General features: G+C 67.8%; 19 protein-coding genes and 1 riboswitch. Of the genes, 3 read left to right on the top strand and 16 right to left on the bottom strand.

Going from position 1 to position 20,968, the window contains the following annotated elements:
- Positions 1-53: 53 nt before the first annotated feature.
- The 6 genes from J0A91_RS13490 to J0A91_RS13465 form a co-directional block, all read right to left on the bottom strand.
- The gene (locus J0A91_RS13490; protein ID WP_069205345.1) at positions 54-4,310 is read right to left on the bottom strand and encodes a translocation/assembly module TamB domain-containing protein; all 4,257 of its coding nucleotides are present in this window, start codon (positions 4,308-4,310) and stop codon (positions 54-56) included.
- Positions 4,310-6,394 (bottom strand): autotransporter assembly complex protein TamA, encoded by a 2,085-nt coding sequence (locus J0A91_RS13485; protein WP_069207310.1) that lies wholly within the window; start codon positions 6,392-6,394, stop codon positions 4,310-4,312. The genes J0A91_RS13490 and J0A91_RS13485 overlap by 1 nt, the downstream gene beginning before the upstream one ends.
- 188 nt (positions 6,395-6,582) lie before the next feature.
- Positions 6,583-7,056, bottom strand: a complete 474-nt coding sequence (locus tag J0A91_RS13480) for a hypothetical protein (RefSeq protein ID WP_069205344.1) — start codon at positions 7,054-7,056, stop codon at positions 6,583-6,585.
- The gene (locus J0A91_RS13475) at positions 7,053-7,391 is read right to left on the bottom strand and encodes a hypothetical protein (protein ID WP_069205343.1); all 339 of its coding nucleotides are present in this window, start codon (positions 7,389-7,391) and stop codon (positions 7,053-7,055) included. The genes J0A91_RS13480 and J0A91_RS13475 overlap by 4 nt, the downstream gene beginning before the upstream one ends.
- Complete coding sequence (locus J0A91_RS13470; RefSeq protein WP_069205342.1) at positions 7,388-7,723, bottom strand: phage holin family protein; 336 nt, start codon at positions 7,721-7,723, stop codon at positions 7,388-7,390. The genes J0A91_RS13475 and J0A91_RS13470 overlap by 4 nt, the downstream gene beginning before the upstream one ends.
- A 26-nt stretch (positions 7,724-7,749) precedes the next feature.
- Positions 7,750-8,244, bottom strand: a complete 495-nt coding sequence (locus J0A91_RS13465) for a hypothetical protein (protein ID WP_069205341.1) — start codon at positions 8,242-8,244, stop codon at positions 7,750-7,752.
- 142 nt (positions 8,245-8,386) lie between these two features.
- On the opposite strand from J0A91_RS13465, the gene eno reads away from it, so the two are divergent.
- On the top strand, positions 8,387-9,664 hold the full coding sequence (gene eno / locus J0A91_RS13460) for a phosphopyruvate hydratase (RefSeq protein WP_069205340.1): 1,278 nt from the start codon (positions 8,387-8,389) through the stop codon (positions 9,662-9,664).
- A 52-nt stretch (positions 9,665-9,716) separates the two neighbouring features.
- Positions 9,717-10,061, top strand: coding sequence for an FtsB family cell division protein (locus tag J0A91_RS13455; protein ID WP_240502008.1), 345 nt, complete (start codon positions 9,717-9,719; stop codon positions 10,059-10,061).
- Between the two features lie 118 nt (positions 10,062-10,179).
- Here J0A91_RS13455 and J0A91_RS13450 read toward each other — a convergent pair whose 3' ends face one another.
- Positions 10,180-11,088, bottom strand: a complete 909-nt coding sequence (locus tag J0A91_RS13450) for an alpha/beta fold hydrolase (RefSeq protein ID WP_083224672.1) — start codon at positions 11,086-11,088, stop codon at positions 10,180-10,182.
- A 116-nt stretch (positions 11,089-11,204) separates the two neighbouring features.
- On the opposite strand from J0A91_RS13450, the gene J0A91_RS13445 reads away from it, so the two are divergent.
- Complete coding sequence (locus J0A91_RS13445; RefSeq protein ID WP_069205339.1) at positions 11,205-12,941, top strand: DUF885 domain-containing protein; 1,737 nt, start codon at positions 11,205-11,207, stop codon at positions 12,939-12,941.
- Positions 12,942-12,969: 28 nt separating this feature from the next.
- Here the strand turns inward: J0A91_RS13445 and J0A91_RS13440 are convergent, their stop codons facing one another.
- Genes J0A91_RS13440 through J0A91_RS13400 form a run of 9 tightly spaced genes read right to left on the bottom strand, consistent with a single transcriptional unit; the run spans position 12,970 to position 20,584 of the window.
- A complete protein-coding gene (locus J0A91_RS13440; RefSeq protein ID WP_069205338.1) occupies positions 12,970-13,986 on the bottom strand; it encodes an LLM class flavin-dependent oxidoreductase in 1,017 nt (338 codons plus the stop codon).
- A gap of 60 nt (positions 13,987-14,046) precedes the next feature.
- Positions 14,047-14,553, bottom strand: a complete 507-nt coding sequence (gene cobU / locus J0A91_RS13435; RefSeq protein ID WP_069205337.1) for a bifunctional adenosylcobinamide kinase/adenosylcobinamide-phosphate guanylyltransferase — start codon at positions 14,551-14,553, stop codon at positions 14,047-14,049.
- Positions 14,550-16,007 (bottom strand): cobyric acid synthase, encoded by a 1,458-nt coding sequence (locus J0A91_RS13430; RefSeq protein WP_069205336.1) that lies wholly within the window; start codon positions 16,005-16,007, stop codon positions 14,550-14,552. Before J0A91_RS13430 ends, cobU begins: the two co-directional genes overlap by 4 nt.
- Positions 15,995-16,930, bottom strand: a complete 936-nt coding sequence (cbiB, locus tag J0A91_RS13425; RefSeq protein WP_069205335.1) for an adenosylcobinamide-phosphate synthase CbiB — start codon at positions 16,928-16,930, stop codon at positions 15,995-15,997. The genes J0A91_RS13430 and cbiB overlap by 13 nt, the downstream gene beginning before the upstream one ends.
- A complete protein-coding gene (gene cobD, locus J0A91_RS13420; RefSeq protein ID WP_069205334.1) occupies positions 16,923-17,906 on the bottom strand; it encodes a threonine-phosphate decarboxylase CobD in 984 nt (327 codons plus the stop codon). Before cobD ends, cbiB begins: the two co-directional genes overlap by 8 nt.
- The gene (locus J0A91_RS13415) at positions 17,903-18,604 is read right to left on the bottom strand and encodes an adenosylcobinamide-GDP ribazoletransferase (RefSeq protein ID WP_069207308.1); all 702 of its coding nucleotides are present in this window, start codon (positions 18,602-18,604) and stop codon (positions 17,903-17,905) included. Before J0A91_RS13415 ends, cobD begins: the two co-directional genes overlap by 4 nt.
- Positions 18,601-19,170 (bottom strand): histidine phosphatase family protein, encoded by a 570-nt coding sequence (locus J0A91_RS13410; protein ID WP_069205333.1) that lies wholly within the window; start codon positions 19,168-19,170, stop codon positions 18,601-18,603. Before J0A91_RS13410 ends, J0A91_RS13415 begins: the two co-directional genes overlap by 4 nt.
- Positions 19,167-20,180 (bottom strand): nicotinate-nucleotide--dimethylbenzimidazole phosphoribosyltransferase, encoded by a 1,014-nt coding sequence (gene cobT / locus J0A91_RS13405; protein WP_069205332.1) that lies wholly within the window; start codon positions 20,178-20,180, stop codon positions 19,167-19,169. The genes J0A91_RS13410 and cobT overlap by 4 nt, the downstream gene beginning before the upstream one ends.
- Complete coding sequence (locus J0A91_RS13400; RefSeq protein WP_069207307.1) at positions 20,177-20,584, bottom strand: DUF1636 domain-containing protein; 408 nt, start codon at positions 20,582-20,584, stop codon at positions 20,177-20,179. The genes cobT and J0A91_RS13400 overlap by 4 nt, the downstream gene beginning before the upstream one ends.
- Positions 20,585-20,761: 177 nt before the next feature.
- Positions 20,762-20,950: riboswitch (cobalamin riboswitch) on the bottom strand.
- Positions 20,951-20,968 lie beyond the last annotated feature (18 nt).

Raw genomic sequence — 20,968 nt, 5'->3', positions numbered from 1 at the left:
TTCTGTCGCCACACCCGCCTCCACGGGCGCGGCGATAGGTCATCGCGCGCGGATCAGAAATCCCTCTTGTAGCGCACGCTCACGTTCGATCCGCCGAACGTGCCCGCCTGCGACAGCGCGCTCAGCCCCTTGGTCAGCGCGATCTCCAACTGCGTGGCGGTGAAGCCGCGCGCGTCAGTGATGATCTCCACATAGATGTTCTTGGTGATGTACTTGCCTGCCGCGAGCGAGGTGCCCTGCCCGGTCGCCTTGTCGCCGCCGACGATGCGCAGCCGATCGAACCCGGTCGCCGAGCGCAGCTTGCCGAGTGGGTTGAGACCGCCGCCACCACCGCGCAGCGAGTTGAGCGCCGCCGCCAACTGGATCGCCTCGGTCGCGGACAGATCGGTGACGGAGGTGCCGAACAGCAGCCGGCTGAGCACTTCGTCCTGCGGCAGCGTCGGCGTCGAGGTGAAGGTGATCTGCGGATGCTGGCCGGTGCCGCCGATCGCGATGATCGCCGATACGGTATCGACCGTCGTCGTCGCGCTGATGTCGAGCTGCGGATCGGACAGCGCGCCACCGTTGAAGCGAACGATGCCGCGATCGATATCGAACCGCTTGCCCGAGAAGGTGTAGGTGCCACGCACGATCGTCGCATTGCCGACGATCTTGGGGTTCGCCGAGCTGCCGGTGACACGCATGTCGGTCGACCATTCGGACTCCAGCCCCATGCCGCTGACGAACAACTGATCGGCCGCGCGCACGCGAATGTCGAGCTGGAACAGCCCGACCGGCGCGGCGGCGGGCGGTGCCTGTCCCGCCGCGCCGGCCTTCACCAGATCGCTCTTGCGGCGCACGCCAGTCAGTTCGAGCACTTCGGCCTGCCCCTGTGTGACGATCTCATAGCGCGCATTGGGGATGCGGATGTCGCCGGTGATTTTGCCGCCGGCCGCCTTGCTGTTGGTGATCTTGATCGTGCCGCTTGCGGTCGCGCCGAGCGCATCGCTCTTGGCAAGTTGCGCTTTGTCGAGCGTCGCCTGGATGTTGATCGGGAAGCCCGAATCCGCCGCGAAGCCAACCGACCCTTGCGCCTGCACCGTACCGTCGCCAGCCTTGGCGCTCATCTGCGTGATCTCGAGCCGGTCGTTGGTGAAGCGGCCGGCGATCTTCATATTGGTCAGGCGCGTGCCGTAGGTGTCGTTGTCATAGGTCAGGTTGTCGGCGCGGATCAGGCCGTTGAGCTGCGGCGCTGAGACGCGGCCGGAGAAATCCGCCGCCACCGCGACCGGCCCGCTCAACTGCTGGTCGGCGAGACCCGCCAGCGAGAATAGCACCGCCGACGGGCCATTGTAGCGGATACCGCCCGCCAGCGGCGCCGACATCAGCCGCGTCGTCCAGCTTCCCGAACTCGACCCGAGCGGACGCAGCGTCGCGACCATCCGGCCAACGGTGGTGCCGCCGCGCGTGATGATCGCGCGCGCGTCGCCGCCATCAGGCAGCAGCTTGCCGACGAAGACGATGCCGACCGGCTCGGATACGGTGGCAAGGCTCGACCGGGTGAAGTTGGCGATGTTCAGGCGGGCGGTCGCCTGCGGGAAGCTCGTCCCGGTAGGCTGGCTGAAGTCCAGGCCGCCGGTCGCCGTGCCGCCAAGCCCGAGGTTGGGCACCAGCGCGTTGACCATCGACAGGTCCATCCGGTCGAGTCGCGCCTGTACGGTCATGCCCTTGCCGTAGCTGCCCGCGATCCGCGCCGAGCCGCCGCCCGCGCCGCCGAAATCGATCCGGGTCGGCTGGAGTGCGTAGTTGCTGCCGTCGATCGCGATCCGCGCCGGATTGACGGTCTTGAAGTCGATGCCGTTGGCCTGGCCCTGCAGCGCCGCGAGCCACAGCTTGGGGCTGAGCTTGGCGTTCGCAGCCAGTCGGAACGGCACGCCGCTCGACCCGTTGGCGAGGAATTGGGCCGTACCGGCGCCACCGGCGTAATTCACCTTGGCGCGCGCAGCCGTGATCACCGCCTCACCATAACGAAGGTTGCCGATCTGCGCGTCCGCGATGATCTGCGGCGCCTTGGGATACAGGATCGCCTGCGCCTTGATGATCGCGCGGCCGATGGTGAACGCGGTCGCACCCGGAATCTTCGCGTTAGTCGCAGTCGCGGCGATGTCGGCGCGCTGCACGGACCCTTGCGCCCCCAGCACCGCCGCGCCGGCGATGCCCGCTCCGGCGAACTGAACCCGGCCCGAGAACGGACCGGCCTTGAGTTGCTGAACCTTGCCGCTGGCGACGACACCGGCGAACTGCACGCGGCGGATATCGACGGTCAGCGTCGGCGCGGTTGCCGCGACCACGTCGGCGGTGAACGGCCCGTAATTGGTGCCGCCCTTGGCAACGATCGCATAGGCCGAGCCGGTCCCACGCACCTGCGCCTCGAGATTGACGAGACCCACGCCAACGCCCGGCCGCGGCGCGCGCAGCAGCACCACCGGCTTGGCGACCGTGCCGGTCACCCGTGCCGTCAACGGGCCATATTGCTTCGAATAGGCATCGGCATTGACCAACAGCGGTCCGGCCGGATCGTAACGCCCCTCGCCGCGGGTCACCGAGAAATCGGGCGCGGCGAGCTTGAGGTTGCGGAAGGTGATGATTCCGGTGGGATCGTAACCGACATCCGCCTTCACGATTGCGTTGCCGCCGAGGAAGTTGCGCGCGCCTTCGTTGAAGATCTGCGACGTCCGCGCGACGACGTGGCCGGTGATGCCGAACCCGCCCTTGGGCGCGGTCACCAGCTTGGCATCCGTGGCAAGGCTGACGATGCCGAAGCCTTCGATCCGGTAATTGTTGACCTTGCCGTTGAGCGCACCGCGATACGTGCCGCTCGACAGATCCGCGACGACCAGCGCGGTTGCGTCGATCTTAGAGGAGCGGATGCGCAGATTGTCCGACAGCACCTTGTCGCCCGAGATCGCGAAACTGCCGTTGATCGCGACGTTCTGGAGCAGGCCACCCGCCGCCGCGTTCAGCCCGACCACCCGAGACGCGCGCGCGTTGACCGGGATCAGGATATGCTTGGCATCGACCGTCGCCAGCCCCGAGGCATAGACATTGTCGACCCGGATCGCGCCGAAGCCGATCGACGCGCCCTGCACGACATAATTCACGGTCGGCGTCGCGAACGGACCGTCGAGCACCACGCTCGCCACTACGTCGCGGCCGTTGAGGTTGGGCGCGATCGCCCCGGGCGTCAGCAATTTGGCATCGACCTTGAGCTGGCCGAACCTGCTCGCGGCGAGATCAAGCCGCCCCTGCCCGGCCAGCGCGAGCGCAGCAGAACGCAACGTCAGCTTGGTATCGACGACACGCTTGTTCATCACCGCGTCGAGCGCGATGTCGAGCTGCGGCGCGGTCAGCCGCGCGACCGGGTTGACCGGAGTTGCCGCGTCCTTGGGCGCGCCACTCGGATAGAGGCCGGGGTGGGCGTTGCCGCGCAGCTTGAACGTGCCGTCATTGGCGGTGAGCGTCAGGTCGGCGAGCGAGGCGCCGCCGAGCGTGCCGGCGATTCTGCCGTTCCACGCCTTCCAGCTTCCGGTGCCGCCGATCGTCAGGTCGAGCGGTGCGGTCAACTTGCCGATCGTCGCGACGACGCCGCCCGCCGGCGCGGCGAGCTTGGCGTCGATGTCGAGTTTGTTGTCGTCGGGCACGGCATCGAGCTTCACCGCGAGCCGGTCACCGCCGGCGATTCCCTGTCCGGCGAGCGCCGCGACGTTCGCCGTCACCTGCGCGCGCCGGTCCGCGATGTGCGCGAGGCCGTCGATCGCGATGATATGCGCCTGCCCCGTAACCGGCTTCTGCATCACGAACCGGTCGATCTTCAGCCGGCCGACATCGATGTCCATGCTCGGCAAGGTCGGCGCGTTGGGATCGGTCGGCGTCGGCTTCATCACCGGCATGCGCGTCATGGTGATGAGCTGCGCGGTCGCGCTCTTCACGTCGGCGTGATTGTTGACGAACGCGAACGGTCGCCAGTCGACCGCGATCGCCGGCGAGGTCAGGAACACCCCCTGCTGATCGCGCACGCGAACGTCACGCAGCACCATCGCGCCGTAGATCGAGCCGTCGATCCGCCCGACCGTCACGTTCAGGCCAGAGGCGAGCGTATAGCCGCCGATCGTGTTGGCGAGGAAGCGCCGCCCCGGCTGGGTGTTGATACCAAACACAAGTGCGACGACCAGCAACGCCAGCACGGCGAGCGCGAGGCCAACCCACTTGGCGATACGCTGCCACAGCGGCGCGCGCGCGATGACGATCTGATCGGGGGCTTCGCTGGCCATCAGAATGCCTGCCCGATCGAGATATAGAGGGCTATCAAACCGTCGCCCTTGCGTTTGTTGAGCGGCGTCGCGACGTCGAGGCGCAGCGGGCCGAAATTGGTGTAGAACCGCCCGCCGATACCCGCGCCGAAGCGCAGATCCTGCCCCTTGGGCAGCACGCTCTCATAACTGTTGCCGCCATCGAAGAACGGCACGATGCCGAAATTGCCGAAGCGGTAGCGCGCCTCGATCGAGAATTCGTTGAGCGAGCGCCCGCCGACCGGATCGCCCTTGGGGTCGAACGGTCCGAGCCGCTGATAACCATAGCCGCGAACCGATCCGCCGCCGCCGCCATAATAGCGCCGCGACGGCGCGAGATCGTCGCGAGATACGCCCGCGATCGAGGCGGCGCGCACCCGCCCGGCCAGCACTATGCTGTCGCTGATCGGATAATAGCCGCTCACCTCGGCAAGCGAACGAACATAGGGGCTGATATTGCCCTGCACCGATGTCTCGGGGCTGAGGCTCAGTTTGACGCGATATCCTTTGGTCGGATTGAGCAGGCTATCGGTCGTGTCCCATTGCGCCTGCCCGGGCAAAGCGGCGATGAAATAGGTTCGCCGCACGTCGCGCGCGCGGCCGAAATCATACACGCTTTCGTTGGTGCCAGTCAGTTCGACGCCCAGCGCCCAGGTGAACTTCTTCTGCCAGATCGGCGTGGAATCATACGACATCCGCGCGAACACCGTGCCGGTGAAGGCGTTGTACGCATCGTAGTTCGAATGATCGGCGGTCACGCCCGCGCTGAAAGTGCGGTCGCGCTTGCCCGCGTTCGATCGCTTGAAGGTCGCGCCGGCGCCCTGCTCCTGCGAGCCGCCGACCACGTTGAGGATCAGCGCGCCTTCGGGCGGGAACAGGTTGCGGTTGGTGAAGCTGCCTTCGAGCTTGAAACCCTCGCCGGTCGAATAGCCGCCGCTCACCGACAGCGAACGCTTCGGACCGGCGACCTGCCGCACGAGCAGATCAACCTGCTCGGTGCCCTCCGGCCCTGGCTTGCCGGTCTTGACCGGCTCCACCGACGCGGTCGAGAACAGCCCCGTCGCGATCAGCGCCTGGCGCAGATCATCGACCTTGCGGCTGTCATAGATCTGCCCCGGCTTGAACCGCGCCAGCACGCCGACATGATGCGCGTCGAACGCCAGCTTGCCGGTGGTCGTATACCCGCCGAACGTCGCGCGCGGCCCGGTATCGATCGGCAGCGTATAGTCGCCGGTGGTGGTCAGTTCGTCGAGCAGGATGTCGCGCTGGCCGACCTTGGCGAACGGATAGCCGTTCTGCGGCAGCACCGTCGCGATATTGGCCTCCGCGCCCTGCACGCGCCCAGCCTCGATCGGATCACCCGTCTTGAGGGCGAGCGCGTTGGCGATCAGGTCCGATGGTACGGTCGGCTGTGCATCGACCTTGACCGCGCCGAGATGATAGAGCTTGCCAGGCGTCGCGTTGATGCGCGCGCGCACGCGACCGGGTTCGTTGGGGATCGTCTCGATCGTGCCGACGGCGGTGCCGTCATAATAGCCAGCCGCGCGCATCACCCGTCCGGCCAGTTCCTCATCCTCATGCGCGCGCGCCGATACGACCGCCGCATTGGCGGCCTTGCCTTTGCCCTTGAGGACCGAATGCGCCTTGAATTCGTCTTCGAGGCCAACCTTGTCGAGCCCGGCGACGACGGTTTCGTAGCGGATCTCCGGGTTCTTCTCGGCCTTGTCCGCGACGGTGACGAGGGGAACCGAATCGAAGCTCGCGAGCGGCGGTAGCGGCTGATCGAGGTCCACCGGCGCCGGAACAACGGTAGCGGGCGTAGGCTGAACCGTCGCGGTGCCGTTCGTAGCCGGCGGTGTGGCGGCCACGGGCGGCGGCGTACCGACCGGCTCAAGCGTTATCTGTTCAAGCGGTGCGTTGATGTCGCTGCTCAGCGGCGGCAGCGCCTTGTCGAACTCGGCTTCGGGCACGATCGGCTGTTCGGCCGCGCGATCATCGGATTGCGCGGATTGCGGCGGAGCCGGCACCTGCTGCGCGGATGAAACCTGCTGCGGCGCGGCGCCCATCACCGCAATCGCCAACCAACTTGTCGAAAAACCCGGCGCGATCAAACGGTTCTGCCCCCTGCGTGGAAGCAGACCCTCATGGTTCCACCCCAGTCAATTGCCAACGCGCGAAGCGGGATTTGGTTTCCCGGGAAAACGCATTGGCATGCGCCGCAGCAATATTCGTCTATTGCCGCGGCGCGGTAGTCCTATTGCTTGGTGGCGGCACTCTTCGCGGCCGAGACACCGGCCGTCGCGAGAGCCGTGAGCACGGTCAGGACCAACTTGCCCGCCGTGTCGCTCGCCGCCGCCCGGCTGAGGCCGATCCCGGCGAGCTCAGCCTTGCCGGCATCTTTCGCCGCCTCGACCGCGCCACGCGCGGTATCGGTGATTTTGCGGCCGACCGGCTTGAGCAGCCTGGTCTCGCTGTCACCACGGGGGATCAGCGCACCAGCCAACACACCGAGCGCGACGCCGCCGACCAGCACCGAGAGCGGATTCGCCTCGATCCCTTCCGCCGTCTTCCGCGCGGTCTCACGCGCGGCTTCGCTGGCCGTTACCAGCGCCTTGTTCGCGGATTCCTTGGCGGTATCCAGCGTGGTCTCGATCGTATCGCGAATGGTCGCTTTCGCCGGCGTGGCGTCCGACACTTCCGCGGTCAGGGCGTCATCGGTCTGGGTCATTGCGGCTTTCCTTTCGCGCCCTCGCGGGCAGTGTGAGTGATTGAATGCTTGGGCGCCACCTTCGTATCCTTGCGGCGTCGGCGAAACAGCGCCAGCACCGGCCGGCGCGCGATCAGCAGCCCCGCGACCGCGAGCGCACCGGCAACGATGCCCGGGTTGCGCCGCGCCGCAGCCGCCGCCGCCTCGCCCTGCTCGCGCAGGCCCTCGGTGGCGTTCCTCGCGATCGTGCGCGGGTCGACTCGCTCGCGCAACGCGGCGACCGAAGTCTCCAGCCGCGCGCGCGCCATGCGTGCCCGCTCCTGCGCGACCACGACCGGATCGACAGCGTCGCTCATCGTGCCTTCCCTTTCGCGCTGACGATCGACACCGCGATCCACACGAGTACCCCCGCGACCAGCAGCGCCCCGCCGACCGTGATCACCGTCGCCCAGATCGGCCCGAGCGCCTGCGCGACGCTCAGGATGATGCCGACCAGAAGCGCGATGACCGCTGCGTGTGCCAGGATCAGCGCGGCCACACCGAGGATCGCCGCGGCGCGATAATCCGCCACGGCTTTCATCAGGCGCGCGCGGTACACCGCGATCTCGGCGAACGCGAACGCCTTGGCGTCTTCGACGAGCCGCGAGATCAGCGTGCCGATGCCGTCGTCAGTGGTGTTTTCCGCCATGCTTCCCCCGAAACCGTGGTGGTCGATCAGGCTTGATCGACGGTATCGGGGGTAAGCCCCGAGGCGACAAGGCGCGCCACAACAAAGCCGATCGCCGCCGCCGTGCCGATCGCGATCGCCGGACTCTTCTGGACGAAACCGCGTGCGTCCTCGATCAGATCCTCGAGATCCTTCGCCTTGAGCTGCTCGGAGAAGTTGCCGATCGTCTCGGCCGCCGTCCGCGCATATTGGCCATATTGCGGACCGACCTTCTCATCGACGGTATCCGCCGCGTCGGAGATCATCTTGGTCAGCTCGTCGAGCGCACCACCCGCACGCGCCTTGCCGTCCTCGGCGAAGGTGCGCGCCCGGTCGGTCGCTTCCTTGGCGAGCTTCGCCGCGCCATCCTTGAGCGTCTGAGTCACATTCGGCGCCTCCGCCTCGGCGCTGGTCTTCGCGGACGGCTCAGTGCTTTCTGGCGTATCGATCGGCGCATCGTTCAGCACGCCGGGGGTCGGTTCGTTTACGGTTTCATCGGCCATGAGATGCCCTTTCCAAATCCATTACGGCCTCAACCGGCGGGGCAAGGCGCGGTTCCATTACGGCAACGAATTGCCGCCCGTGGCGATTGCAGATACAGGCCCCGCCAAGCACGCCTGACGCCAACGATAGAAGGATCGTTTCGTGACCGCAATCATCGACATCCACGCTCGCCAGATCATCGACAGCCGGGGCAATCCCACCGTCGAAGTCGATGTCATGCTCGAAGACGGCAGCTTCGGCCGCGCCGCCGTTCCCTCGGGCGCGTCGACCGGCGCGCATGAAGCGGTCGAGCGCCGCGACGGCGACAAGAGCCGCTGGTCGGGCAAGGGCGTTCAGGGCGCGGTCGATGCGGTGAACGACGACATCGCCGACGAAGTCGTCGGTCTCGACGCCGAGGATCAAGCCGATGTCGACGCCGCGATGATCACGCTCGACGGCACCGAGAACAAGGGTCGGCTCGGCGCCAACGCCATCCTCGGCGTCAGCCTCGCGGTGGCGAAGGCGGCGGCGGATGCGCGCGGGCTGCCGCTGTACAAGTACGTCGGCGGCGTCTCGGCGCATGTCCTGCCGGTGCCGATGATGAACATCATCAACGGCGGCGAGCATGCCGACAACCCGATCGACTTCCAGGAATTCATGATCGTGCCGGTCGGCGCGTCGTCGATCTTCGAAGCGGTGCGCTGCGGATCGGAAATCTTCCACACGCTCAAGAAGGGCCTGCACGACAAGGGCCTCGCCACCTCGGTCGGCGACGAAGGCGGCTTCGCCCCCAACATCGCCAGCACCACCGACGCGCTCGACTTCATCATGTCGTCGATCGAAAAGGCCGGCTACACGCCCGGCGACGACGTGATGATCGCGCTCGATTGCGCCGCCACCGAATTCTACAAGAACGGCAAGTACGACATCTCGGGCGAGGGCAAGATCCTCGACAGCCACGAAATGGCCGGTTACCTCGCCGATCTCGTTGCGCGCTACCCGATCTTCTCGATCGAGGACGGCATGAGCGAGGACGATTGGGAGGGCTGGAAGGCGCTCACCGATCTGATCGGCGACCGATGCCAGTTGGTCGGCGACGACCTGTTCGTCACCAACCCTAAGCGCCTGAAGCGCGGCATCGACGGCGGCTACGCCAACTCGCTGCTCGTCAAGGTCAACCAGATCGGCACGCTCACCGAGACGCTCGAAGCCGTGTCGATGGCGCAGCGCGCGCGCTACACTGCGGTCATGTCGCACCGTTCGGGCGAGACCGAGGATTCGACGATCGCCGATCTCGCCGTCGCCACCAACTGCGGTCAGATCAAGACCGGCAGCCTCGCCCGCTCCGACCGGCTCGCCAAGTACAACCAGCTCATCCGCATCGAGGAAGAGCTGGGCGATGCGGCGGTTTATGCCGGCCGGGGCGTGCTGCGTAAGTAATTCGCCGTATCGTAAAGAAAGTCGTTAATTCGGGGTTGATCCGCGAGTCGCGATGCGCGAGAATCGCGACATGGTAAAGCGTACAACCCCGAAACGGACGTCGTTCCGGACGGTCCTGCGAAAAGCGGGGCCGCCTGCGGCCCTGCTGACCGTGGGCGCCTTCTTCGGCGCCTACGCGATCATCGGCCCGAACGGCGCGCTGGCCTATGGCGACATCGAGAAGCATCTCGAGCGCAAGCGCACCGAGCTTGCTGCGCTCACCAAACAGCGCGAGGTGCTCAAGAACCGTGTCGCGCTGCTCGACCCGAAGAACGCCGATCCCGACATGGTCGACGAACTGGTCCGCAAGGATCTGAACGTCGCACACCCTGACGAAGTGATCGTCCCGCTGAAATAACCAAAATACCGTCGCCCCGGCGCAGGCCGGGGCCGCTGCGTTTTACGCGGTTCGCCCGCCAGAGTACACCGCGGCCCCGGCCTGCGCCGGGGCGACGATCATGGTTTCGCGCTCTACTTCACGGAATGATCGGCGCGAGTTGCGGGTTGAGCAACTGCTCGCGCTGGATTTCTTCCTCGAACGTGTTCGCTTCTTCGATCGTCGGCTTGTGGCCGAGGAAGGTCAGCAGATCGCGCGTGAAGCGGTCGCGCTCGGTGATCGTCAGCGCGTGCGGCGCGCCGTCATATTCGACGAGCTGCGACTGGCGAATCGCCTTGGCGGCAACCCGTGCGGTCGCGTCGATCGGCACCGTCTTGTCGGCGGTGCCGTGGACGATCAGCGTCGGCACACGGAACGCCCCCAGATCAGGGCGGAAATCGGTGAAACTGAACGATTCCGCGCAGGCGAGGATCGGCTTCAGTCCAGCCATGTTGGCGGTCTGCTGCGCCCAGGCGAGCACTTCGTTGCTGACCGGCGAGGAGATGAACCCCATCCCGAAGAACTGCTTGAAGAACGTCGCGAAGAACCCGTAACGATCCTGTTTGATGCTCTCGACGATCTCGGTCAGTTGCTCGACGGGCGCGCCGTGCGGATTATCCTCGGCCTGCGGCATATACGGCACGACCGACGAGATCAGTCCGGCGCCGATCACGCCCCGCCCGTCATGGCGGCTCATGTACCGCGCAACCTCGCCACCGCCCATCGAGAAGCCGATCAGCGTGGCATCCTGCGCGCCCGTGGCGTCCAGCACGTCAGCCAAATCATCGCTCAACGTATTATAGTCGTATCCCGAAAACGGCTGGCCCGATCGCCCGAACCCGCGCCGGTCATAGGCGATGGCGCGGAAGCCCGCGTCGGCGAGCGCCAGCGCCTGCGCGTCCCAACTGTCCGACGACAGGGGCCAGCCGTGGATCAGCACAACCGGACGGCCCTCGCCCCAGTCCTTCACATAGAGGTCGGTTCCGTCGCGTGTCTTGATATACGGCATCGGTCATCTCCATCGGATCGAAGCCAGAACGATCCGGCCGGAACCCCGTTCCCCGGGGGCTGGCGCGTGCCGCTGCAAGCTGCCAGCATCGGCACGCAACCCGAATCGGAGTGTCCATGCGTACCATCTGGCTGGCCAGCGCCGCCGCCCTTGCTCTTGCGGGCTGCACCGCCAAGTCCCCCACCCCATCCGCCACCGCCGTAACGCTCGCGCCGCTGCCGACCGGAAACTGGACCGCGTTCCGCGACGCGTTCATCGAGGATTGGTTCAAGGTCTCGCCGGCGGACGCGGTCTATCAGGGCCGTCACGATTTCGACGGTGGCCTGGGCGACTGGAGCGCCGCCGGCCTCAAGCGGCAGGGCGATTTCCTGCGCGACGCGGTCGCCAAGGCGAAAGCGTTCGATCCCGCGAAGCTCGACAAGCAGGCCGCGTTCGAACGCGAGTATCTGATCACGGTCGCGCAGGGCAAACTGTTCTGGCTCGAAGATGCCGATCAGCCGCACCACAATCCGGCGTGGTATGTGAACAGCGGTCTCGATCCCAACGTGTACATCGCGCGCAACTATGCCGATCCCGCGACGCGGATGCGCGCGATGATCACTTTCCTTCACAAGATTCCGCAGGCCGCCGCCAACATCCGCGCCAACCTCAAGACGCCGATGCCGGCGAGCTACATCGATTTCGGCACGGCGGCGTTCAAGGGCTTTGCCGATTACTACAGCAACGACGCGAAGAAGGCGTTCGCCGGCGTGAACAGCCCGGCGTTGCAGGACGAATATACCAAGACGGCGGCCGCCGCGAGCAAGGCGATGAACGATCTCGCCGCCTGGCTGGAGAGCCAGCGCCCGACCGCGACGCAAGGCTTCGCGCTCGGCGCAGACCGCTTCTCGCGAATGCTGAGCATGACCGAAGGCGTCGACGTGCCGCTCGACACGCTCGAAGCGGCGGGCAAGGCCGATCTCGAACGCAACCGCAAGGCGCTGGTCGCGGCGTGCGCGGAGTATGCGCCGGGTGCGACCGTGCCGGCCTGCATGACCAAGGCGAATGCCGACAAGCCCGCCAACAACGATCCCGTCGCAGAAGCGCGCAAGCAGATTCCCGAACTGCGCGCGTTCGTGCTGGCGAACGATATCGTCTCGATCCCCGATACCGAGCAGGCGCTGGTTGAGGAAAGCCCGCCCTACAACCGGCAGAACTCCGCCTATATCGATCCGCCGGGGCCGTTCGAGAAAGGCATCCCCTCGGTCTATTACATCTCCCCGCCCGATCCGGCGTGGAGCAAGCAGGTTCAGCTCGATTTCATCCCCGGCAAGAACGACCTGCTGTTCACCACCGTCCATGAGGTGATGCCCGGCCACTTCCTTCAGTTCCGCCACGCCAACCATTCGCCGTCTTTGTTCGGGCGGCTGTTCGTCGGCTATGCTTTCGCCGAGGGTTGGGCGCATTATGCCGAGGAGATGATGTGGGAAGCCGGCCTCCACAAAGGCGATGCCGAGACTCACATCGGCCAGCTTTCCAACGCTTTGCTGCGCGACTGCCGCTACCTTTCGGCGATCGGGATGCACGCGCGCGGCATGACTCAGGAACAGTCCCGCAAGATGTTCGTCGAGCAATGCTATCAGGACGAAGGCAACGCCCGCCAGCAATCGGCGCGCGGCACCTATGATCCGGCGTATCTCAACTACACGATGGGCAAGCTGATGATCCGCCGCCTGCGCGCCGACTGGACCGCCAAGCACGGCGGCCGCGCCGGCTGGAAGGCGTTCCACGACACCTTCCTCAGCTTCGGCGGGCCACCGATCCCGCTCGTGCGCAAGGCGATGCTCGGCGGCGACGGCAAGGCGGTGTTTTGAGGCGCCGCCCTCGACGCCAGCGGGTAGCTTAGCGCCAGCCGAGTGCCGGCGCGACGTGAGTCAGGATGGCGTCGAGGACGTGCGCGTTGTAATCGACGCCGAGCTGGTTGGGCACCGTCAGCAGCAGCGTATCGGCTTCGGCGATCGCCTCGTCCTCGCGGAGTTGCTTGACGAGGGCGTCGGGCTCGGCCGCATACGAACGGCCGAACACCGCGCGCATATTATCGATGATGCCGATTTGATCGCTGCTGTCGCCGCGTCCGAAATAGGCGCGGTCACGATCGTTCATCAGCGCGAAGATCGAACGTGACACCGAAACGCGTGGCTCCCAATCGTGCCCGGCGGCCTTCCACGCCTCGCGGTAGAGGCGGATCTGCCTGGCCTGCTGGACGTGGAACGGCTCACCGCTTTCGTCGGCCTTGAGCGTCGAGCTTTGCAGGTTCATGCCGTGCTGTGCAGCCCAAAGCGCGGTGGCGTTGGCACCAGACCCCCACCAGATCCGCCGCCGAAGCCCCGGCGCATGCGGTTCCAGCCGGAGCAGGCCGGGCGGATTGGGGAACATCGGGCGCGGCGCTGGCTGCGCGAAGCCCTTGCCGTCGAGGAGATCGAGAAACACCTCGGCATGGCGACGGCCCATGTCGGCATCGCTCTCACCCTCGGCGGGCGCATAGCCGAAATGCCGCCAGCCCTCGATCACCTGTTCGGGTGATCCACGGCTGATGCCGAGCTGGAGCCGCCCGCGCGAGATCAGGTCTGCCGAGCCGGCATCCTCGACCATGTAGAACGGGTTCTCGTACCGCATGTCGATCACGCCGGTGCCGATCTCGATCCGGCTGGTCTTCGCGCCAACCGCCGCGAGCAGCGGAAACGGCGAAGCGAGCTGCTGCGCAAAATGGTGGACGCGGAAGTACGCGCCGTCGGCACCGAGTTCCTCGGCTGCGACAGCGAGGTCGATCGATTGCAGCAGCACGTCCGAGGCCGAGTGCGTCGCCGATTGCGCGGAGGGCGACCAATGGCCGAACGAGAGAAATCCGATGCTCTTCATGGCGAATGTCCTTGCGTGTTGCGCTTCAGGTCGCCCCTCGCGCGTGCCGGCGCAACCCCGCTATTTGAGCGATAACGGCAACCCTGCGGTGACGAGAACGACCGTATCGGCGGCGGCGGCGATCCGCTGGTTGAGCAGCCCGGCATGATCGCGGAACCGCCGCGCGAGCGCGTTGTCGGGGACGATCCCCAGCCCGACCTCGTTGGCGACGAGGATCACCGCGCCGGGCGCGGCGATTACGGCCCGGTCCAGCGCGGCACTCGCGGCGTCGATATCGTGTTCGCCGAGCAGAAGGTTGGAGGTCCACAGGGTCAGGCAATCGACCAGCAGCACCCGTCCGGGCGCGCTATATTCGACGATCGCCTCCGGCAGCGCGAGCGGCGCTTCGACCGTCCGCCAGCGCACGTCGCGGTCGGCGCGGTGGCGGGCGATGCGGTCGGTCATCTCGGTGTCGAACGCCTGCGCGGTGGCGATGAAGATCAGTTCGCCCGGCATCGCCTCGGCGCGCGCCTGCGCATAGCGGCTCTTGCCCGATCGCGCACCGCCGAGCACGAACAGCGACGTCATGCCGCGTCGCGCGCGAGCGCGAGGATCGCGTCGATATCGAGGTGGCGCTCCAGTTCGGCGGCGATCTCGTCGAGCGCGGCATCGACGCTGGCATGGTAATCGCGTCCGCTCGCCTCCGGGCCGAGCCGCGCGAGCATAGCCGCGCGCTGCTGCGGATCGGCGAGCAGGCCGTGGACATAGCTGCCCATCACCCGGCCGTTCGCGCTGATCGCGCCATCGACGCCACCATTGTCGAACGTCGCGAACGCGCGTTCGGCATCCGGGCCATGCGTCTCGCCCATGTGCATCTCATAGCCGTGGAACGGCGCGCCGTGCGCGCGGCCCGTCACCGGGCGCAGCGCCTTGCCGGCGGTCAGCACCGTCTCGACGTCGAGCAGACCCAGCCCCGCCGCCTCGCCCGCCGGGCCTTCGATGCCGTGCGGATCGACAACGCGGCGGCCGAGCATCTGATAGCCGCCGCACAGACCCAGCACCGCGCCACCCCGCCGGTGATGCGCGAGGATGTCGATGTCCCAGCCTTCGCGGCGAAGCGCGGCGAGATCGGCGATCGTCGCCTTCGATCCAGGCAGGATGACGAGCGCAGCTTCCGCCGGGATCGCCGTACCGAGCGGCACCATCCGCAGGTCCACGGCCGGCTCCAGCTTCAACGGATCGAGATCGTCGAAGTTCGAGATGCGCGGTAGGATCGGACACGCGACCACCAACGCGCCCGAGGGCGACCCACTGGAGCGTTCGAGCACGACGGCATCCTCGCTCGGCAACCGCGCGGTGGCGGCGAGCCACGGCACCACGCCGAACCCGGGCCAGCCCGCCAAGGCCTCGATCTGGCGATAGCCATCCTCGAACAGCGCCGGATCGCCACGGAACTTGTTGATGACGAACCCCCGGATCATCGCCGCGTCGGCCGGGTCGATCACCGCGCGCGTGCCGACGATCGCGGCGATCACCCCGCCGCGATCGATATCGCCGATCAGCACGACCGGCACGCCCGCCTCGCGCGCGAACCCCATGTTGGCGATGTCGCCGGCGCGCAGGTTGATCTCGGCGGGCGAGCCGGCGCCCTCCACCACGACAACGTCGCACGCGCTTTGCAGGCGGCGGTAGCTCGCCATCACCTCGCCGAGCAGGCTCCCGCGCGCCTCGCGGAAATTCCCGCCGCCGATCGTGCCGCGCACGCGACCGTGGACGATCAGTTGCGAGGTGCGGTCGGCCTGCGGCTTGAGCAGCACCGGGTTCATGTCGGTGTGCGGTTCGACACGACATGCGAGCGCCTGAAGCGCCTGCGCGCGGCCGATTTCGCCGCCGTCGACGGTGACGGCGGCGTTGTTCGACATGTTCTGCGGCTTGAAGGGGAGCACGCGGAGGCCACGGTTGGCCAGCGCCCGGCACACGCCCGCGACCAGCACCGACTTGCCGACATCGGAGCCGGTGCCCTGAAACATCACAGCGCCCATGCGACGACTCCTGCTACCAGCCACAGCGCGAGACAAGCGCGGACATACAGCGCGAGCGCATGGCCGATGTCACCCGCATCGGCATCGCGGCGGCCGTCGCCGATCCACGGTTTCGCTGCGACGACATTGTCATAGGCGATCGGGCCGGCGAGGCTGAGGCCAAGCGCGCCAGCCATCGCCGCCTCGGTCCAGCCGGCATTGGGCGAAGCGTGCTTGCCCGCGTCGCGCCACAGCGTCCGCCAGCCGCCCGCGCCGACGAGGCACAACAGCACACCAGCGAGCCGCGCCGGGATCAGGTTGAGCGCATCGTCGGTGCGCGCCGCCGCCCAGCCGAAGGCACGCCAGCGCGGCTCGCGGTGGCCGATCAGGCTGTCGGCGGTGTTGATCGCCTTGTAGACCCACAAACCCGGCAATCCCCCGACGAGCAGCCAGAATAACGGCGCGGCGACGCCGTCGCAAAAGCTCTCGGCGAGGCTCTCGATCGCGGCGCGCGCCACGCCGGCGGTGTCGAGCGTTCGCGTATCGCGGCCAACGATCATGGCGACGGCGCCGCGCGCCCGTTTGAGATCGCCGTTCAGCAGGGCGATCTGCACCGCGCGGACATGATCGAACAGGCTGCGCTGCGCCAGCCCGGGCACCGCGAGCAACGCGCAGGCGACCCAGCCCCATTCGCCCAACATCGCGGACCCGCGTTGAAGCCCGAACGCCGTGCCGCCGACGAGCACGGTCAGCACCAGGACGACACCGACGCCCGCCATCCGCCGTGCCGCGAAGGGCCGTGATGGCCGGTTCAACCGCGTCTCGCAGCCCGAGATGATTGCCGCGAACGCGCCGACGGGATGGCCGATGCGGGCATACAGTCCCGCCGGCCAGCCGACCGCCGCCTCCACTGCAAGCGCGACCAGCGCGACCGGCTCAGCCATCCGCCAGCGCCCGTTCGAGGCGGTCCAACGCGGCGGCGCTCCCCGGCAGACCGAGACGGAGCCAGCGCGGATCATAGTCGAACGGTCGCGTCAGGATCGCGTGGCGGGCAAGCCGCGCGAAGGTCGCACTGGCATCCGCCACATCGACGAGCCGAAACAGCGGGCACGCGCCGATCGCCACAAGGCCGCGCCCGAGCAGCATGCCGTCGAGATCGGCAGCGTCCTGCGCCAGCCGTTCGCGCATCGTCACGATCCAGTCCGCATCGCGGTATGCGGCAGAGCCGATCGCGATGGCAGCGGCGGACACCGGCCACGCGCCGAGCAGCGCGCGCACCTTCGCGATCATTGCGCGCGGCGCGATCACGAAGCCGAGCCGCATTCCTGCCAAACCGAAGAACTTGCCGAACGAGCGGAACACGATCAGCCGGGTGCCGTCGGCGACGTGCGGGGCGACGCTGATCGGTGCGTCGGTCACACAGGCATCGGCGAAGGCTTCGTCCACCACCAGCCAGCCGCCGCGCGCGCGCAGGCGATCATGCGCTGCCAGCAGAGCCTGCGCAGGCAGGACGCGCCCATCGGGATTGTTGGGATTGGCGACGATGACGATTCCGTCCGAAGCCGCCGAAAGCGAATCGATCGGCACACTGTCCGCGACCATCTCGGCATGCGTGCGGTAGGTCGGTGCGAGGTGTCGCGCCGGACCCGACAGCAATGTCCCGATCAGCCTCAGGCCGATCTCGGTACCCGGCAGCGCAGCGACATAATCTTGATCGACGCCGAAATACGCCGCCGCCGCAGCCTCCAACGCGCGCAGTTCGCTCTCATCGGGCAGGCGCGCCCAGTCGATCGCCACCTCGCCGGCCCCAGGCCACGCGTGGGGATTGATGCCCGTCGACAGGTCGAGCCACGTTGCGCCGGTATCGCCGAACGCTGCCCGCGCTTCGGCCAGCCGGCCGCCATGATGCGTCCAGCTCACAGCAACGCCGCCACCAGCAAGGCGGTCTCGACCAGTTCGATCCCCGCGCCGTGGCCATCGCCCGAAATGCCGCCGATCGCGCGGCGCAGGTATAGCGCCCATCCCGCCAGCAGTAGCGGGGTGACGAGGATCGCCGGCCATACGAACGCCACGCTCACCAGCACCACCATCCAGACCGCGATATCCACGCGCCGCACCGCCGCCCGAAACCTCGAGGCGAGCCCCGCGTGCAGCGGCGGCAGCCAGCGAGTCCACACCAGCGGCCCGATCCGCGCCGCGAACGGGATCAGCACGAGCGGCGCCCACAGCCCCGCCGTCACCAGCGCATGCAGCAGCACCAGCTTGGCGACGATCTGCAAGACGAGCGCGACCACGCCGAAGCTGCCCACATGCGGATCGGCGAGGACCGCGAGCAGCCGCGCGCGGTCGCCATGCGCCGCGCCGCGCGCGTCGGTCAGGTCGGCGAGACCGTCGAGGTGCAGTGCGCCGGTCACGCCGATCCACACCGCCAGCGCCGCCAGCGCGCCGATCCAGGCATCGCCTCGCGCCAGCCAGCCAGCGCCCGCGACCAGCGCGCCGATCAGCAGCCCGACCAACGGGAACCAGCGGATCGACGCGGCGAAATCCGCATCGCTCGCGGTTCCGCGCGGCGTCGGCAACCGTGTCAGGAACTGGATGGCGAGCAGCAGCCCCCTCACGGCCACAGCGCCATGATCTGCGCGGTGCGCGGGCTTCCCGGCCATATCTTGAGGCTGAGCATCGCCGCATAGGGCAGGTCGAACGCCCAGAGCTGGCGCTGTTCGAACCCGCACGACACGGCAAGCGCCGCGCGCATCGCCCCGCCGTGGGTGACGATCAACGTCGTGCGTGGCGGCAAGGCGGCGATCGCCGCCGCCACGCGCGCCGCCAACGCCGACCAGCGCTCGCCGTCGGGCGGTGGCGCGGCATCGGGATCGTCCCAGAAACGGCCGAGCGCGACCGGATCGATCTGACTGGTCGCAAGCCCATCCCACGCCCCGAAATCGAGTTCACGCCAGCGCGCGTCGATCGCGACCGGCACGCCGAGATCGCCGCCGATCGCCTGCGCAGCGAGCCGGGCACGGGCGAGGTCGGAGCTTACCACAGCCTCGATATCCAGATCGCGGGCCTGATCGCGGCAGGCGCGGATACCCTCGTCAGTCGGCGCGACATCGGTGCGGCCGATCAGCCGCCCGGGGATCTCGGGGGCACCGTGGCGTAGCAGGTGCAAAACGAACGGCGTCATCCCGCGCCCGACACGCCGGCTTCGGTGAAGGTCGCCATGCCGTCATGCGCGGCCAGCGCCGCGCGGACGACCCCGGCCGCGACCGCCGCGCCGCTCGCCTCGCCGAGCCGCATGTCGAGCTGGAGGATCGGCTCCAGCCCGAGCGCGGCCAGCAGGCGCGCGTGCCCCGGCTCGGCCGAACAATGGCCGGCGAGACAATGCGCGATCGAAGCTGGTGCCGCCGCAGCGAGCGGCGCGACCGCCGAACAGCAGATAAACCCATCGAGCAGCACCGGCACGCGCAATTCCCGCGCCCGCAGTACCGCACCCGCAATCGCCGCGATCTCACGCCCGCCGACCCGGCGCAGCGTCTCGAACGCCGTCATCGGTGCGTCGGCGTGGTGCGCAATGGCGCGGTCCACCACCGCGACTTTGCGCGCGATGCCGGCGTCGTCGATTCCCGTGCCCGGCCCGACCCAGGTCGACCCGTCGCCACCCAGACTCCGCGCGCACAACGCCGCGGCGGCGGTGGTATTGCCGATCCCCATTTCGCCCAGCACGAGCAGGTCCAGCCCGGCCTCGACGGTTGCCGCGCCGGCGGAGAGCGCGGCGAGGCATTCCGCCTCTGTCATCGCCGGCGCCGTGGTGAAATCGGCGGTCGGACGGTCGAGATCGAGCGCCACGACCTTGAGGTCCAGCCCGGCTGCACGGGCGAGCGCGTTGATCGCGGCGCCGCCATGCTCGAAGGTGGCGACCATCTGCGCCGTTACCGCCGCCGGAAAAGCGCTCACATTATGCGCGACTATCCCGTGGTTGCCCGCGAACACCGCCACGCGCCCGCGCCCGATCCGTGGTCGTGCGCGCCCTTGCCAGCCGGCGAAGAAAACCGCGATCTCCTCCAGCCGGCCGAGCGAGCCGGGGGGTTTGGTCAACTGCGCCTGTCGTGCCCGCGCCTGCGCGATGGCCTCCGCATCGGGCGCGATCGAGGCCGCCAGCGCGGCCTCGACATCGGCTATCGTCGCGAAGGTCATTCGGCGACGAAGCCCGGCGGCGGGGTGCGTGTGATGAAGTGGCCCTTCACACCCTGCGGCCATCGCGCGAAAGGCACGCGACCATGTTCGCTCCCGGCGTATTCGACCGCGTAATCGAGGATCGCCCTCGCCGCCTCCGCGTCGGGCGCGAAGCGGCCGAGCACGTAGCCGACCTTGTTCGGCGCGCGCAGATGCACCGTGCAGAAGTCCGCGCAAGCGAACAGACACGGCATTTCCTGCACCGCGATGCCCGCGTACCGCGAGTCCGACGCCTTCACCGCGCGCAACGCCGCGACGAGGTGCGCGCCGCCACGCAGACCCGCCGCATCCTCGCGCGCGTCGGGTGTATGGCGGCAGGTGTTGCACGCGACAACCGCCGGACCATCCTCGACTCGCCTGAGCATTATACGGACACCGCGCGCGGAAGCATAAGACGCGAGAGACACTGAGACATCGAACGGCACCCACGACATGGGCCGCGCGCGATGCGCCATGTCCACGACACGGCACACCGCGAAACGCGGTCCAACCATGTCGCCTCTCGGGTTCACCCCCGTTCGCCCGGCACACCCTGTCCGCACGAAGGACGACCGCGACGGGCAGGTCTCCTGGCTCGCGGGTCAGTGCCGGTTCGCGCCGCCTTCTCGGGATCTTGCGATCCCAATGGCCTGTGGCGCGATGGCTCGCCGCTTACAGTTGCAGGGGCAGCCGGGGTTCTCCCGTTCCCTTTTCATCCCCGTCGCCGGGGAACCTGTCGCACCCGGCGCGGTAGCTGCGGTGGTACGGCC

Origin of the sequence: Sphingomonas panacis (assembly GCF_001717955.1) — a bacterium.
GTDB classification, from domain to species: Bacteria; Pseudomonadota; Alphaproteobacteria; order Sphingomonadales; family Sphingomonadaceae; genus Sphingomonas; species Sphingomonas panacis.
Note: the sequence above shows the minus strand (reverse complement) of the source record. Positions and strands in the feature narration are given on the sequence as shown.

Excerpts from the sequence above, each read along its gene's own strand:
- J0A91_RS13490 (WP_069205345.1), bottom strand. The coding sequence starts at position 4,310 with ATGGCCAGCGAAGCCCCCGATCAGATCGTCATCGCGCGCGCGCCGCTG.
- J0A91_RS13485 (WP_069207310.1), bottom strand. The coding sequence starts at position 6,394 with ATGGGCGCCGCGCCGCAGCAGGTTTCATCCGCGCAGCAGGTGCCGGCT.
- J0A91_RS13480 (WP_069205344.1), bottom strand. The coding sequence starts at position 7,056 with ATGACCCAGACCGATGACGCCCTGACCGCGGAAGTGTCGGACGCCACG.
- J0A91_RS13475 (WP_069205343.1), bottom strand. The coding sequence starts at position 7,391 with ATGAGCGACGCTGTCGATCCGGTCGTGGTCGCGCAGGAGCGGGCACGC.
- J0A91_RS13470 (WP_069205342.1), bottom strand. The coding sequence starts at position 7,723 with ATGGCGGAAAACACCACTGACGACGGCATCGGCACGCTGATCTCGCGG.
- J0A91_RS13465 (WP_069205341.1), bottom strand. The coding sequence starts at position 8,244 with ATGGCCGATGAAACCGTAAACGAACCGACCCCCGGCGTGCTGAACGAT.
- J0A91_RS13455 (WP_240502008.1), top strand. The coding sequence starts at position 9,717 with ATGCGCGAGAATCGCGACATGGTAAAGCGTACAACCCCGAAACGGACG.
- J0A91_RS13450 (WP_083224672.1), bottom strand. The coding sequence starts at position 11,088 with ATGCCGTATATCAAGACACGCGACGGAACCGACCTCTATGTGAAGGAC.
- J0A91_RS13445 (WP_069205339.1), top strand. The coding sequence starts at position 11,205 with ATGCGTACCATCTGGCTGGCCAGCGCCGCCGCCCTTGCTCTTGCGGGC.
- J0A91_RS13440 (WP_069205338.1), bottom strand. The coding sequence starts at position 13,986 with ATGAAGAGCATCGGATTTCTCTCGTTCGGCCATTGGTCGCCCTCCGCG.
- cobU (WP_069205337.1), bottom strand. The coding sequence starts at position 14,553 with ATGACGTCGCTGTTCGTGCTCGGCGGTGCGCGATCGGGCAAGAGCCGC.
- J0A91_RS13430 (WP_069205336.1), bottom strand. The coding sequence starts at position 16,007 with ATGGGCGCTGTGATGTTTCAGGGCACCGGCTCCGATGTCGGCAAGTCG.
- cbiB (WP_069205335.1), bottom strand. The coding sequence starts at position 16,930 with ATGGCTGAGCCGGTCGCGCTGGTCGCGCTTGCAGTGGAGGCGGCGGTC.
- J0A91_RS13410 (WP_069205333.1), bottom strand. The coding sequence starts at position 19,170 with ATGACGCCGTTCGTTTTGCACCTGCTACGCCACGGTGCCCCCGAGATC.
- cobT (WP_069205332.1), bottom strand. The coding sequence starts at position 20,180 with ATGACCTTCGCGACGATAGCCGATGTCGAGGCCGCGCTGGCGGCCTCG.
- J0A91_RS13400 (WP_069207307.1), bottom strand. The coding sequence starts at position 20,584 with ATGCTCAGGCGAGTCGAGGATGGTCCGGCGGTTGTCGCGTGCAACACC.